A 14,294-nucleotide genomic window follows, 5' to 3' on the forward strand; every position below is an offset into this window, starting at 1 on the left:
CCCGAGATATTTTTGGACCAAAGAAGCCTTAGCTGCGCCAGTCAAAAAAGCCTGCGCCGGCTTCCGATAGCAGTTTTTCAGCCATCGCTCTGCCCATCTCGGGGCCATCTGCGATGCTGCCTGTCATTTCGTCGCCAATGCTGTCTGATCCATCAGGACGCAATACTTCTCCGCGTAAGCGCAAAGTATTGCCGTCAAGTTCCGCCAGACCAGCGATCGGGGTTTCGCACGAGCCATCAAGCGCTGCGAGAAACGCACGCTCTGCGGCAAGGCGCTGGCCCGTTTGGGTGTCATGAATTGCAAAAAGCATATCGGCGGCGCGTTTATCGTCGATACGGCGTTCGATCCCGATTGCCCCTTGAGCCACGGCAGGAAGCATTTCGTCTGTCTCAATCGCACTTTTAGCGACATGCGCCATATCGAGGCGGCGCAGACCTGCCATCGCGAGGAAGGTGCAATCGGCGACCTTATCTTCGAGCTTCTTCAAGCGCGTTTGCACGTTGCCGCGAAACTCAACAACGTTGAGGTCCGGGCGAAAGTTGAGCAATTGCGCACGGCGACGCAATGAAGATGTCCCGACAGTTGCGCCCGCAGGTAGATCGGCAAGACGTTCATAGCCAGCGGATACAAACGCATCGCGCACATCTTCGCGCGGCAGAAAAGTATCAAGCACAAGGCCCTCAGGTTGAAGCGTCGGCATGTCCTTCATCGAATGCACTGCAATATCAATCGCACCAGAGAGCATGTCGTCTTCGATCTCTCGCGTGAACAGTCCTTTGCCGCCAATCTCTTTCAACGGGCGGTCAATGATCTTATCGCCTGTCGTTTTGATCACGATAATCTCGAACGCGTCGTCAGGCAGATTGAATGCTGCGCCCAAGCGGCGACGTGTTTCGTACGCTTGCGCCAAAGCCAAGGGCGAGCCACGCGTGCCGATTTTCAGCGGTGAGGTCGGGGAAGGAAGTGTAATAGCCATGGTTTACCTTTATGGGTCGCTCGGTTAGTTGACAACTGCCCAAACGACGCAGATTTGCGCGTGCGGTGGAATGATCTGTGACACGGGAGATACTCATGACCTCATCCAAAAAGCTGCTACGCGCACTTGCAGGCGAAACACTCGACACACCGCCAATTTGGATGATGCGTCAAGCGGGTCGCTATTTGCCTGAATACCGCGCAACGCGCGCGCAGGCGGGCGATTTCTTAAAGCTATGCTATAATCCTGAACTAGCGGCAGAAGTAACTTTGCAGCCAATTCGACGCTATGGGTTTGACGCCGCAATTTTGTTCGCAGACATTTTGCTTTTACCACAAGCTTTGGGAGCCGATCTTTGGTTCGTTACGGGTGAGGGCCCTCGTCTATCTACAATCACCGATCAATCAGGTGTCACAGCCCTTGGCACTGTCGACGACATACACGAAACGCTAAACCCAATTTACGAGACGGTGAAAATTTTGCGCCGCGAGCTCCCGGAAGAAACAACGCTGATCGGTTTCGCCGGTGCGCCTTGGACGGTTGCAACCTACATGATCGCTGGTCGCGGAACTCCTGATCAAGCGCCTGCGCACAAGCTACGCATAGAAGCGCCAGAGGTTTTTGATGCATTGATGGAGCGGATAACGCTTGGCACCATTGAATACCTGTCCAAACAAATCGACGCAGGTGCAGAAGTTGTCAAAATCTTCGACAGCTGGGCTGGATCACTGAAAGGCGACGCTTTCGACAAATACGCGATTGAGCCGACCCGTCAGATCATCGCCGCGCTCAAGAAGCGCCACCCCAACACACCGATCATCGCATTCCCGCGCGAAGGTGGTGACAAGTATATCGGGTTCGCGAAAGCGACTGGTGCTGATTGCGTTGCGTTGGATAACTCGGTTGATGCCACTTGGGCAGCCGAGCATGTGCAAGTTGATGGCTGCGTACAAGGTAATCTTGCATCACGCCACATGGTAACGGGTGGACAAGCGCTGATCGATGACACACGCGCGATTGTAGAGGCGTTTTCTAAAGGACCGCATATCTTTAATCTGGGGCATGGAATTACCCCCGATGCAGATCCAGAGAACGTACAGATTATGATTGATACCGTCCGCGGCGGATAAGCTCGCGGCGCTCTGGGCGCAGCTTATTGTTCGCAAACATGTTGAATCTCTGGCCGTGTTTATCCAAGCGGCCAGATGTTCATGAAACGATGGATGACACCAGATTATCCAGCATCGTATCGCATTTAGCCAACTCGGATTTGCAAAGCCCTTCATCAGGCTTGTGACCGTCTGTTGCCATGTCGCCGGGACCGATAACGACAGTAGACAGACCCAGTTCAGAGAAGAACCCGGCTTCTGTGCCAAATGGCACTTTGGTGAGCGGGTTTCCACCTGATGCGCTGCGCACCCAATCTACAGCAGGATCGTGTGGATCAGTATTGAGCCCCGGATAAGCATTAACTTGTTCGAGAGTAATTGGCGTTGCGGACTTGTGCAAAGCATCAACGCGCTTGGCGATGGCCTCCAGTTTCTCAACGATAACAGAAGCTGGCGTATCGCTAAGATGCCGAAACTCCATTTCTATCTTTGCGTCCGCCGGAACAATGTTAAGCGCTTGGCCTCCTGAAATGCGACCCACGTGAACTGTCGAGTAAGGAACGCTGTAATCCGCATCACTTGGGCCTAGGGCAAGCTGTTCTTGCAAAGCTCGAACGCCCTGAACAAAATCAGCAGCGACATAAATCGCATTCGTAAATTGCGGCGCAAGCGCACTATGCCCTGCTTGGCCATGACAAATGACATCTAACGCTGTTTTGCCTTTATGCCCGATGGCAACCTGCATAGAGGTTGGCTCGCCGACAACAACAAGACGGGGCTTGCCTAAAAGCGGCATAAGCTGCGGCATCATCTCCTGCATGCCGACACAGCCAATTTCTTCATCATAAGAAATAGAAAAGCTAAGCGGGGCGTCTAGCGCGTTAACATTCACTCGGCCAGCCAAGGCCAACGCCGAAGCGAGAAAACCTTTCATATCAGTCGTTCCCCGACCGAAAACGCGCGATCCTTCGTCAGTTAACGAAAAGGGCGGACGGGTCCAGTCCTGCCCATCTACAGGGACAACATCGGTGTGGGCCGACAAGCAAAGACCCCCGTCGATCTTTGGGCCTATTCGCGCATATAGTCCGGCCTTAATCCCTGAGGCTCCCGAAATACGCGTCACATCAAAACCAGCGGCTTCCAACAAGCCTTGCACATATTCTATCAAATCTAAGTTGCTGTCCCGACTTACCGTTGGAAAGCCAACAAGCCGATCAAGGATTTCCAGTGTTCGCGTCATCGACATGATCCTAAGACAAAGTATTCAAAATTTTGAGAACACCATCTGCGTTTGTTTCTGGATTAACAATGCAAAGTCGAAACACCATCCGACCATGCCATCTGGTCGGCAAACAGAGCAACGCACCTGAGCGACGATGCTCTTCGGCCCATTGCACCATCTGTTCATCAGACATAGTTTTGGGGCGAAACAGGATAACAGACAGTTGCGGTCCGAGGATCAACTCCAGGTTATCATTTGCGGCGATTCCGTCTGCAATTTTTTGCGCCGTTGAAATCGTCAACGCTATGGCATTGCCATAAGCCTCGGTTCCATGGGTCGCGAGAGAATACCAAAGCGGCAAGCCGCGCGCGCGGCGTGTCAAATGCAGCGCATAGTCGGAAGGATTCCAATGAGACTTATCAACGGTATCCAGATACACTGCGCTTTGACCATGCGCGTTCGCAGCGTCGGCTGCGTTTCTATAAACAAGCGCACAGCTATCGTAGGGCGCGAAAAGCCACTTGTGCGGGTCCACAATGAAACTATGCGCGCGCTCGATGCCTGCGAAAATCGGTCTCGTTTGGGGATCGGCAAGCGCCGCTAGCCCATATGCTCCATCCAGATGAAGCCAAAGGTCATGCTCTTCTGCGAGCTCTGCTAGCCCATTGATATCATCCACTGCCCCGCAATTCGTCGCGCCGGCATTTGCAACAATAGCGAAGACCTCGCGGCTCCAGACTGCTCTTGCAGCTTCCCCGCTCATGCGGCCCGTCGCATCGGGTGCCACTTCGATGAGGTCGACATCCATGACATCCGCAACAGCGCGAATTGAACTATGGGCTTCGCGCGAGCAGAGAATAGCCCAACGATTTGGGCGTCTCATGCGTCGGGCTTTCCAATCCCGGGCTGCATGAAGAGCGCACAGATTGCCCAAGGTGCCACCCGCAACAAACACACCACCCGAATTGTCATCCCAACCAGCCAACTCCGCGAGCCAATCAAGCGTTTGGTTTTCTGCATGGATAGCGCCTGCGCCACCATCCCAATTGCCAGCGAAGATTCCCGCAGCGCCAAGAGCGGCGTCGAAGCTCAGTGCGGCTTGGCTAGGGGCAGAGGCAACAAAACTAAGGGAGGTTGGATGCCCAAAGGGTCGCGTAGACGGGACAATCGTATCCGTGAAAAGATCGAACGCTGCCTTTGCGCCGATGCCACTCTCGGTGATTGAGCCACCCATTACACGATCAAGCGTATCTTTGCTCTGAGCACCATGTTTTGGATCGGGTCCGCCCAAAATGCGCTCTCTCGTCCAAGAAAGCATGTCGATGACGAGGGACGCGGGGAAGGGAAATGGTTTCATTGCTCTGCTGCCAATTCTGTAATTTCGCGGCGAAATGGCAAGGCATCGCCGATATCTTCACCATCAAGCTCGCGTGCGTACCGATGCCCTGCATAGGTTGCCCAGGCGATTGGTCCAGGCGCATTAGCATCACCAATGAGATTGACAGTTTTGATGCCCGCATCAGCCCACACGGCTTCTCGTGCTTTCAGGTCATTGAAAACGTCATTGTTTTCAAGCTTTGACGACACAAGAACAACACCATCGCAGGCAAGCGGTCGCGTTTGACCTGTGAACATACAATTGGTTTCAACGTGATCTTTGCCAATCGACACCACGCCGCGGTTCAGCTCTATCGTGACGCCCATTTCTGCGAGACGACGATGAATTTCATGTTGCTCAAGGGTATTAAGCGTCCATTCACTAACGTAAGCAGCAGGCGTAACCAGCGTAACCTCGCACCCCTTCTGGATCAGTAATTCTGCCAAAACACCGCCCATATAGTAATGATCGTCGTCAAATACGACGACGTGGCCTGAAGGTGTGGCCCCTTCCATAAGATCGTCAGGCGTAAAGAGCGGCATCGCTCGATCCGTTTGGAATGGAACCACATGTTGGCGTGAAACACCGTCTCGGCGCCACTTGGCTCCCGTCGCAATGCAGACATTTTCAAAACCAAACTCAAGTATACTTGCAGCGTCAAGCGCGCTGTCAAAATAGGTCTCGACGTTTGGTTTCTGGCTAATCTGATACTCTCGATAATCTGCAACGCGGCCCCAAGCGCTTAGTCCCGGAAGGTGCCGCTCGCGCGCGACGCGCCCGCCTAGAATTGTGCTGGCTTCTGCCAATGCCACGTCATACCCGCGCTCAGCCAAGGCGCGCGATGCTTCAAGCCCGGCTGGCCCAGCGCCAACAACCAAAACGTTAGAGCTATCGCCTTTTGTGTTCATCCGCTCGGGATGCCAACCCTTGCGCCATTCCTCCATGAACGTTGGGTTCTGAGTACAGCGGCTGATCGACATCGTCATATCGCCAGTGACGCAGATATTACATCCGATGCATTCTCGAATATCCTCTATGCGACCTTCCTCGATCTTTTTCGGCAAGAATGGGTCGGCAATCGAGGGCCGGGCGCATCCGATGAAATCCAGCGTTCCCGACTTAACCATCTTTGCCATCACGTCGGGACTGGTAAAGCGCCCAACACCTACGATCGGCTTGTCCGTTAGCTCGTGAATACCTTGAACCAACTCGTGCTGCGCGCCCTCTTCCTTGAAGCGGGACGGGCCAGAGCAATCTTCCCAACTTCCCTGCGCCAAATCCCATAGATCAGGTAAATTGCGGTTCATCTCTACAAATTCGCGCACTTCCGCATTCGAAAATCCGAGATCCCCAATGGTTTCATCCAATGAAACTCGAAGTGTGATCCCCATTGTATCACCAACGGCATCGCGAATATCCGCTATGACCTCGTTCACAAATCGAGCGCGGTTTTCAAGGCTGCCCCCATATTCGTCGCTGCGGTGATTGGTGGCTCGGCTAAGAAAGTGCTGAAAAATTCCAAAGCCATGCGCCCCGTAAAGACACATCAAATCAAAGCCAGCCTCTTTCGAACGCTTTGCGGCATTCACAAACCAGCGGCGCAAGTCTTTGATGTCAGACTTGTCGAGCGCGCGGGCCTGCACAGGATCATTCGTGAACGTGCGAATGGGCTGCGCAGATACGGCCAAGGGCACCTCTTTAGTATAAAGATTAGGTCCGTTCACACCCGAATACGCCAGTTGAATCCCTGCAAGCGCACCATGCTCTTTCATTTTGTCTGACATGCGTCGCAGCATGGGGATGTCTTTGTCTTCCCAGAGGCGCAGTTCGATAAAAGGTGTAATCTCGGAGGTGTGATGCATCTCGCATTGTTCCGTAAAAATTACACCCCAACCGCCTTCGGCTTTAGAGCCGCGCATCGCCGCCGCCGCGGATGGATCGCGATAGCCACCGCCATTGCAATGAGGCACCTGATAGAAGCGGTTTTTGGCTTTGACCGGTCCGATTTGCATGGGTTCGAATAGAATATCGTAGCGAGGATCGCGCACGTGTGTATCTCCTATTGGAATCACGATTTGGATCGAGCGTGACAGAAGATTGGCTTAGGCTAAAGTCGCGGTTACGAAACCATGGCTTAGGTTTGGCTTAAGTTGGTTCACCCAGTGCAAGACCGGGATAGCCCCATTCAGAAATCGTTTGCGAAGAGTGATTTACAAAGGCATCGACAGATAAAATGCTACGTGCGCCTTGTGGAATAATGAACCCCAACCGCATTGGTCGCTCATTCCCTTCCAGCGGAATATAACACAGCTCGCGACCATCTGGCGAGGTGTCCGAAAGTGGGCGAATATTTGCAATCGAAAAGCCGAACCCATTCGCTACCAAAGAACGCATAACTGCCATGTCACGCGTGCGTTCAACGATATTGGGAACGGCCCTCACCCGCTCGAATAGGCTCAGGAAATAGTCACTGCTCAGCGGCAAATCGAGCAGGACCATCGGGTGTCCTGCCAATTCAGCAACAGAAACGGTTTTGCGTTTAGCCAGCGGATGGTCGGCCGATACAACCACATAGGGCGGCAAATCCCTAAGCGGTACAAATTCCAGATCAGGCGGGATCGCCAAATCGTATGACAGCGCTACATCGATTTCAGCGCGCCGCAGCTTTTCAATCAATGTGAGCTGATCTGTTTCAAGCTGCGTAACTTGAACATCGGGGTGCGTATTCTGAAAACGACGCCGAACGGCAGGCAATATGACTTGAGCAAAAGTCAGAAGGCATCCGATATTTAGCGGGCCTTGCACCTTGCCCGAGATCGAGCCTGCAAGCCGGTTGAGATTGTCCGCTTCTGCCAATACTTTCTGCGCTTGCACCATGAATTGCTTGCCCGCTTGAGTCAGGTTTAACCCGTGCGCGTGTTTGCGAACAAAAAGCGGCAAGCCAAACTCATCTTCCAACTGAGAGATCGCCGCAGAAATAGACGGGGACGACACGTTCACCATCGCGCTGGCTTGCGCGATAGAACCTTGTTCACCGACGGTAACAAAGTATTCCAACTGCCTAAGGGTGAAACGCAACGCCATCAGGTGATTATGTCTTTCGGCACAGTCTTGATCAAGCCTTGTACTTAATCCAAGTGGCTTTTAGCGTGGTGTAATTGTCAAAGCTGTGAGGCGAAACATCACGCTCGGAGCTCGACTGTCTCATACCACCAATCGGTGTTTGAGCGCTGAGCGCATCGACTGTATTCGCCGACATCATACCCGCCATTAATTCCGCAAAGCCGGACTTAGATTGTGACCCCAAACAGAGGTGGCTAAAACTGTTTGGGATTGGATTGACCAGAGTATTCGATGAACGTCTTGCCAATCGCGGTAGAGACCGTGAGCGAAAGGCAATCCACGCCCGTGCGAAGGCCTGCCTTGTTTGACGTAACCGAGCATCGGGAATTTCTTGTGTCAGGCGGTTTGATATTTTGTGTCTTCGGCAGCGAGCCAAATCAAAAAGTCGTGGATCGTGCCTTCGTAATTTTCACCAGCAAGGGGACCAGCCTGCGCGTGCGCTGACGCGAGACCAACTTGCATGCGTTCAAGTTTCTCGCGATCTTCACGGTTTACTTCTTCCCAAAGCGAAATTCGGTTTTGAATAGTGTAGTAATCGAGTTCATCGCCATAAATGGACATGGTCCATTTCACTCTGATTTCGTTGGCACTAATCGGGAAAATGCAGAGTGAGACGAGCAGGCTCGCAGCTTGGCTGGCGACCTGTGTCGGGAAAACAGAGTAAAGCGTCGAGCGTTTCCGCTCTTTGTCCGACAGACCCTCTGCCCCGCGTCCGCGACTTTCTATATCGTCAGGGTATATCGCGGCGTAACTGGTGAATCCTCCACCCCCAGCGAGTTTTGTTGCAAGACCAGTAGGCGTGTACCCATGTAGCGTCTGGGGGTGTACGACAGAAAGATGATAGCCTTCCATAAAGTTCTCAACGAGACACTTCCAATTGGTATGCCATGTTTCTTCAGCCATATGTACAAGGCGGAAGTTGTCTGGCTCATAGGGGGCCACCAACGCGTCCAGTTCGGGATGCTCAAAGGGCGCAGTATCTGGATTTAGGCTTACATAGATAAACCCATTCCACAGATAACTGTTGTGGGTAGGCAGTTTGCAATTTTTCTGATCAAAACCTTCGTTCTGCATCCTAGCTGCACGCAGCAGCGCACCGTCGCGCCCATAGGCCCATGCGTGATAGGTGCAAACAAATCGGCGTGCATTGCCCGCGCCCTCGGCCAGCGGCATGCCACGATGACGGCACACATTCGCGAGCACGCGGATTTCGCTGTCATCTGCGCGCACCACGATCAGCGGCTCATTGAGCAGACGCGCGGTAAAGAAGTCACCGGGTTCAGGAATTTCGTCAACGCGGCCCAAGCAATGCCAACCATCGCGCAACACGGTTGCTGCTTCATGCTCGAACCACGCTTGCGACGTGTAAAATTCACCCGGCATGCATCTGGGTCGATCCGCGGGCAGAGCGGCGAGCTCTTGAAGCAAATCGTGCAGGCCCATTATTCGTCCCCCGGCACGCCGTAGGATGGAGCCTTGGTCGGGTCGAGGGCGCGTTGCACATAGGCCTCAAGCTGCGGCTTGTAGACATCCCACGCCGTCGCAATCGCCTCGATCGGGCAGTCTTCGGTCCAATCGCACCGCAGATCAGCGACGGGCCATGCGACCTTGTCCACCAGCATCATCCCTGCGGAATGCAGCGGGCCTGCTTCGCCGCCTGCGGCCAGTCCCGCGCGCATTGCAGCAATCAAGCGATCCCCAAGATGGCCCGCGCTACCCATGAAACCATCGACAACGGCTTGTGGGATGGTCTCATTCGCCAGAAGATTACCACCAGAGGCGACATCAACGCCCTGCGCTTGCGTCCAAATGCCAAGGGAGTTTGGCCCCGAATGAATCGCCGTCGCTCCGGTTTTATCTACCGCAAGAACTTGGCGGTACTCGATGAACCTGCCGAGATCACGCACGCCAGCAATTGCTTCGCTCGCGCTCATCCCGCCTTGCATCAGATCGAGCGCCAGAGGCCCGAGCGTTGGATCTGTCACGTTCTGCGAGGCAACTGCGCCTACGCCAGCACGCGCATATGCACAGCGCGCAGCGACAGCGGGGGAGGAGGAGGAAATCGCAAGGCCGAACATGCCAGTTTCCGCGCAGCGCGCAACGAGGGAAAAGGTCATTCTGGGATCACCGCCGTGCCGTCAATCTCCACCAACCATTCGGGCCGCGCCAGCGCTTGCACAACGAGACCAGTCGAGACGGGATGCACCCCTTTGATGTATTCACCCATGGTTCGATAGACATCCTCGCGGTGGCGCACATCGGTGATGTAAACAACGACCTTCACCAGATGCTCCATTGAGCCACCTGCTTCCTCGATCAACTGCTTAATGTTTTGCATCACCTTATGTGTCTGTTCCACAGGGTCATGGCTTTCGATATTCTTCGCATCATCAAGGTTCTGCGGGCATTGACCACGAAGCCAAACCGTCTTGCCCCCCTGCGTGACCACGGCCTGACAGAGATCGTTGTCGAGGTTCTGTTCGGGGTAGGTCTCAGAGGTGTTGAATTTGCGAATGCGTGTGTGCGCCATTGGTTTTCCTGTCGACTAAGAGGTCTTAAGCGTTTGTGCCCGCTTCAATACGGGCCATAAGATACTGCGCGAAATCGTAGTTCGGGCGCTCCAAATGGCTAAGATGCCCCGGCGCGGCGGCTTGTGAGCATAGCCCTTGATAAACTTTCTCTGTGCAACCGCGATCCTCGACATTCACTTCATCCAGCAAGGTCTTGAGCGCATCGAAGTTCTCCTGAACATCGTCGTCCTCGCTATAGTCGTCCGACATGCCACCGCCAAAGCGGATGTGAACTTGCCCCGGACCTTTGGGGTGCAAAGACAGATACCAGAAATAGCCCGGTGTCAGCGTAATCATCAGGCTCGGGTAAATCGCGAGCAGGAAGGTCGTGCGACGCTCTTCACCAACGAGCCGATCGTTTGAGGGATGCGCCATCGCGATGCGCAACTCTTCGTCCTTGAGGATCGTGTGGTAGTTAAACGCAGGTAGGCCTGGTGGACAGATCATATCTTCCAGTTTGGAGAGTCCGCCGATTGTACCTGCATGGCAGACGGGTAGGTGATAGCTCTCCATGAAGTTCTCAGCCAAGACTTTCCAATTCGTGTCCCAGACATGCTCCTCATAGAAGGTCTCGGTGTAATTGGTCATGTCATAGCCTGCGACCATATCCTCAACCTGCGAGATCTGCGTTGCAACGTCAGGCGCATCGGCGTTGAGCGAAACAAACACCCAGCCAAGCCATTCCTGACAGCGCACTTTGGGCAGTTTGTATTGATCTTTGCAAAAGCCTTCATTCAGCGTCATCGCAGGCGCGCCGCGTAGCGAACCATCAAGGTTATAGGTCCACGCGTGATACGGGCAAACAATCGAGCGGGCATTGCCGCGACCCGTCAATAGTGTGGACATGCGGTGCAGACAGACATTCGACATCGCGCGCAGATTGCCGTCTTTGTCGCGGATTACGGCTATGGGTTGGCCGGCCAATTCGCAGGTTGTGTAATCCCCTGCATTGGCCAAAGCGTCGGCGCGGCCGACACAGAACCAGTCCTTTGAAAAGATGTGCTCGAGTTCTTCTTTGAGAAACTCTTGCGAGGTATAGACCGATGGCGGCATAGCGCGCGCTTGCTCAAAAGGAAGCGCCGTATTTGCGCGCAGCTCTTGCGAGGGGGGGCTCATATCATTTGGCATGGCTTTGCTTCTTTCGTTATTCTGCGGCGCGGCGCACGATGGCGGCCTCACCTTCGTAATCTTCATATGCGCGTTGAATGGCTATCTGGTCCGCGACAAATTTTGCGTCATGCCAGACTCCCCAAAGAAAGGTCGAACCGCGCCGCGACTGCCACGGCAAACCTAGGAAGTAGATGCCATGTTCCTTGGATACTCCGCGCTGGTGGATCGGAGCACCTTTTTCGTCAAAGGCATCCACTTTGAGCCAACTGAAATCTTGCCGAAACCCTGTCGCCCAAATGATTGTCGTGATGCCTTCTTTTGCAAGATCGACACTTTCAAGCGGCTCCGTAAGACATGCTGGCTCCGGCCAAGCATCACGTGCACCTGGGTCTTCGGGTAGATCGAGGCCCATCGCTTTGACATAGGCATCTGCTGCATCCAGCATTGCGTGATAATTCGCATCCCCTGCCGACACGTTGCTCACCACGTCGTCAGCAAAGCTGAGCACCCCTTCAGAAAAGCTCTTGGTGAGACCCACAAGTGTCACCCCTTCGCCAGCCAGGCGTCTGAAATCCATCGTATGGCCACCGTCTGCACCGCTAACAGCAATCGTCACGTGTTCGGTGCCAGGTGCAGGGGCCGCCATATCCCAAAGGCCCAAAACCCCCAGCCACCAAACAAAATCACGCCCACGATAACGACGCGGCGGTCTGTCGTGCGGTCCAACAGAAAGAAGCACTTTACGCCCAGCTTGGTTCAATTCATCTGCGATCTGCGCACCCGATGATCCCGCACCAACGATCAGAACCGCGCCGTCTGCCAGTTGATCGGGGTTGCGATATTGAGCTGAATGTAACTGCTCCACCTCAGCGTCTTCTGGAACAATCGGAGGAATAACAGGATGTTGAAAAGCACCAGTTGCCGCAACAATACGCTTGGCGTGGATCACCCCGTCGCTTGTTTGCACACGAAAGCCAGCGCCTGTATCGAGGCGCGTCGCTTGCTTGACCTCAACGCCTGTGCGCACCGGCGCAGACACCATCTGCGCATATTCTTCGATATAATCTGCGACCCGATCTTTGCCGACAAATTCATCAGGCGCGTTGCCTTTGAATAGTAGATTGGGGAAACGATCGTGCCAAACTGGCCCATTTGTGACCAAGGCATCCCAACGCGACGTACGCCATGCTTCGGCTATTCGGTTCTTCTCGAGCACCAAGTGCGGAATGCCATGCTGGCCCAAATGTTCACACAGTGCGATACCCGCTTGCCCGGCGCCAACAACAAGGGTGTCTACCGTTTCAACTGACATTTGATCCATTTCCTTCGGCACACAGAATTCTCAAAGATCAACGCGTTTCGCACGTAAATCGTATCGGCATTTGACCTTACTTTGCTTCTTGCAGAGCCGAACAAAAGAATAGTCTGTGATAGCACTGCTTAGGCTGTGTCTAAGGCTCGAGATCCATAGGAATGTTATGCCTAAGTCAAGCTGCGAAGAATTCGTATTTTCCGAACGCAAACGGGGGCATGAGCTTCGCAGGCTGGTTCAATTGATCAACTACTATCTAACTCTGAGGCACCTATAAAAAATCACGCCACAACAAAACAACTGAAGAGGCTCAGGTCTCATAACCAGAATATGACGGTTGAGACTGACCTGTGTATAGCGGTGCAGAGAAGATCGTTGTTAGCTCAGTCGCGGTGAAAGGCTCATTTCCATCATCCAACGCGGCAAGGGGGAGTCGGTCTCTTTGGTTTTGTTATCCGAACCCGCGCGCACCGGTTGTTATCTATCCATTCACGATCTACCGCCTCTTCCAGCAAGTGCCAAAGCTCACGCAAGTTATCTTGCGCCGCGTCATATCGAACTGCTGACGCGCCATGAAGCCTTTTCCGTAGGCCGCTGCCGCCTCCCTAATCGACATGCCCTCGTAGTGGCGCGTAGTGGTGTCGGAGTGCGCACAAACAACGCCGCAATCTCTTCGCACTGTTCTCTGGAAACATTGCCAAGTCAGGTAAACCGCCCCTTTCAAAGGCTTCTACACGGTGGTGTGTATGCTCAACTCTTGCGTCCGCCATCTTGCCGCACAACGCCTCGAACGCATGCGAGGATAACACCTTATCAGGAAGCTGACCTTGATCCTTGAGCTGATCCGAGTGAATGAAGTTATGCTGCAAAAGAAGTTCTCGCTCAGCCTTCGCAATGAGCTGCCTGCCCAGTTGTCGTTCCAGCGGGCATTCAACGTGCACGTCAGGAAAGTCATCCTTCGCTGTTTAAAGGTTTCCAATGCGTCAAAGTGAACTTGCTGCGCGTCCGCTTTCAAGTCTTGATATTCGGCATCATTCAGATTGGCTAAGCCTGCGCCATATCCGCCAGCGGTTTCGACCGCCTGCTCTAGTTGGAGAACGTATGCAAGTTTAAGGTACCACAGCTCTGTCATGGAAGGCTTGAACCGAGGTTCAATAGCACGACGTGTAGGCACAGTGGTTCGGGGCTGCGCGTTTATATGCTTTTTCAGTTCGGCGTCTGTCTTAACACCGAAGCAACGCCCACGCTCGCAAACCCCTCGAAATATGGCTTACCACTGAGCCTTTCGACCCGCTGCGTCTTGCCGATCTGGCTTCGAAAAGCCTTTGGGACAGGCCTACGGAGCCTGTAACCCTTGCAGTCCTTTGTGGGATATAGAAGCTTAGCCATGTCTGTCATGGCCCAAGTGTGCCACCAACAACAAAAAGCCTTGTAAAAACAAGTGCTCTATCCGTTAATGGCCACTTAGTTGAAAGTTGGTTGCGGGAGTAGGAT

Annotated in this window: 11 protein-coding genes; 1 reads left to right on the forward strand and 10 read right to left on the reverse strand. The window is 53.7% G+C overall.

The features are described from left to right. Positions 1–28 precede the first annotated feature (28 nt). Positions 29–976, reverse strand: a complete 948-nt coding sequence (hemC, locus tag ACRBCU_RS12280; protein WP_431365682.1) for a hydroxymethylbilane synthase — start codon at positions 974–976, stop codon at positions 29–31. Positions 977–1,071: 95 nt separating this feature from the next. On the opposite strand from hemC, the gene hemE reads away from it, so the two are divergent. Next, positions 1,072–2,106, forward strand: a complete 1,035-nt coding sequence (hemE, locus tag ACRBCU_RS12285) for a uroporphyrinogen decarboxylase (RefSeq protein WP_431365683.1) — start codon at positions 1,072–1,074, stop codon at positions 2,104–2,106. A 79-nt stretch (positions 2,107–2,185) separates the two neighbouring features. Here hemE and argE read toward each other — a convergent pair whose 3' ends face one another. The 9 genes from argE to ACRBCU_RS12330 form a co-directional block, all read right to left on the reverse strand. Next, entirely contained in the window at positions 2,186–3,325 is a 1,140-nt protein-coding gene (gene argE / locus ACRBCU_RS12290; RefSeq protein ID WP_431365684.1) for an acetylornithine deacetylase, read from the reverse strand. Positions 3,326–3,335: 10 nt separating this feature from the next. Continuing rightward, positions 3,336–4,664: a pyridoxal phosphate-dependent decarboxylase family protein gene (locus ACRBCU_RS12295; protein WP_431365685.1), complete on the reverse strand. Its 1,329-nt coding sequence runs from the start codon at positions 4,662–4,664 to the stop codon at positions 3,336–3,338. Beyond that, positions 4,661–6,733: an FAD-dependent oxidoreductase gene (locus tag ACRBCU_RS12300; RefSeq protein WP_431365686.1), complete on the reverse strand. Its 2,073-nt coding sequence runs from the start codon at positions 6,731–6,733 to the stop codon at positions 4,661–4,663. The genes ACRBCU_RS12295 and ACRBCU_RS12300 overlap by 4 nt, the downstream gene beginning before the upstream one ends. Positions 6,734–6,830: 97 nt before the next feature. Then, positions 6,831–7,769 (reverse strand): LysR substrate-binding domain-containing protein, encoded by a 939-nt coding sequence (locus tag ACRBCU_RS12305; RefSeq protein WP_431365687.1) that lies wholly within the window; start codon positions 7,767–7,769, stop codon positions 6,831–6,833. A gap of 375 nt (positions 7,770–8,144) precedes the next feature. After that, positions 8,145–9,251, reverse strand: coding sequence for an aromatic ring-hydroxylating oxygenase subunit alpha (locus tag ACRBCU_RS12310; RefSeq protein ID WP_431365688.1), 1,107 nt, complete (start codon positions 9,249–9,251; stop codon positions 8,145–8,147). Further along, the gene (locus ACRBCU_RS12315) at positions 9,251–9,925 is read right to left on the reverse strand and encodes a DUF1028 domain-containing protein (protein WP_431365689.1); all 675 of its coding nucleotides are present in this window, start codon (positions 9,923–9,925) and stop codon (positions 9,251–9,253) included. The genes ACRBCU_RS12310 and ACRBCU_RS12315 overlap by 1 nt, the downstream gene beginning before the upstream one ends. Beyond that, entirely contained in the window at positions 9,922–10,338 is a 417-nt protein-coding gene (locus tag ACRBCU_RS12320) for a RidA family protein (protein WP_431365690.1), read from the reverse strand. Before ACRBCU_RS12320 ends, ACRBCU_RS12315 begins: the two co-directional genes overlap by 4 nt. A gap of 25 nt (positions 10,339–10,363) precedes the next feature. Continuing rightward, positions 10,364–11,506, reverse strand: a complete 1,143-nt coding sequence (locus ACRBCU_RS12325; RefSeq protein ID WP_431365691.1) for an aromatic ring-hydroxylating oxygenase subunit alpha — start codon at positions 11,504–11,506, stop codon at positions 10,364–10,366. A gap of 16 nt (positions 11,507–11,522) precedes the next feature. Beyond that, positions 11,523–12,800, reverse strand: coding sequence for a flavin-containing monooxygenase (locus ACRBCU_RS12330; protein WP_431365692.1), 1,278 nt, complete (start codon positions 12,798–12,800; stop codon positions 11,523–11,525). Between the last annotated feature and the right edge of the window lie 1,494 nt (positions 12,801–14,294).

The organism is Planktotalea sp., from assembly GCF_050633725.1.
GTDB lineage: Bacteria > Pseudomonadota > Alphaproteobacteria > Rhodobacterales > Rhodobacteraceae > Planktotalea.

Bases quoted from the DNA above. Each gene is read 5' to 3' on its own strand.
- hemC (WP_431365682.1), bottom strand. From the start codon at position 976: ATGGCTATTACACTTCCTTCCCCGACCTCACCGCTGAAAATCGGCACG.
- hemE (WP_431365683.1), top strand. From the start codon at position 1,072: ATGACCTCATCCAAAAAGCTGCTACGCGCACTTGCAGGCGAAACACTC.
- argE (WP_431365684.1), bottom strand. From the start codon at position 3,325: ATGACGCGAACACTGGAAATCCTTGATCGGCTTGTTGGCTTTCCAACG.
- ACRBCU_RS12295 (WP_431365685.1), bottom strand. From the start codon at position 4,664: ATGAAACCATTTCCCTTCCCCGCGTCCCTCGTCATCGACATGCTTTCT.
- ACRBCU_RS12305 (WP_431365687.1), bottom strand. From the start codon at position 7,769: ATGGCGTTGCGTTTCACCCTTAGGCAGTTGGAATACTTTGTTACCGTC.
- ACRBCU_RS12310 (WP_431365688.1), bottom strand. From the start codon at position 9,251: ATGGGCCTGCACGATTTGCTTCAAGAGCTCGCCGCTCTGCCCGCGGAT.
- ACRBCU_RS12315 (WP_431365689.1), bottom strand. From the start codon at position 9,925: ATGACCTTTTCCCTCGTTGCGCGCTGCGCGGAAACTGGCATGTTCGGC.
- ACRBCU_RS12320 (WP_431365690.1), bottom strand. From the start codon at position 10,338: ATGGCGCACACACGCATTCGCAAATTCAACACCTCTGAGACCTACCCC.
- ACRBCU_RS12325 (WP_431365691.1), bottom strand. From the start codon at position 11,506: ATGCCAAATGATATGAGCCCCCCCTCGCAAGAGCTGCGCGCAAATACG.
- ACRBCU_RS12330 (WP_431365692.1), bottom strand. From the start codon at position 12,800: ATGTCAGTTGAAACGGTAGACACCCTTGTTGTTGGCGCCGGGCAAGCG.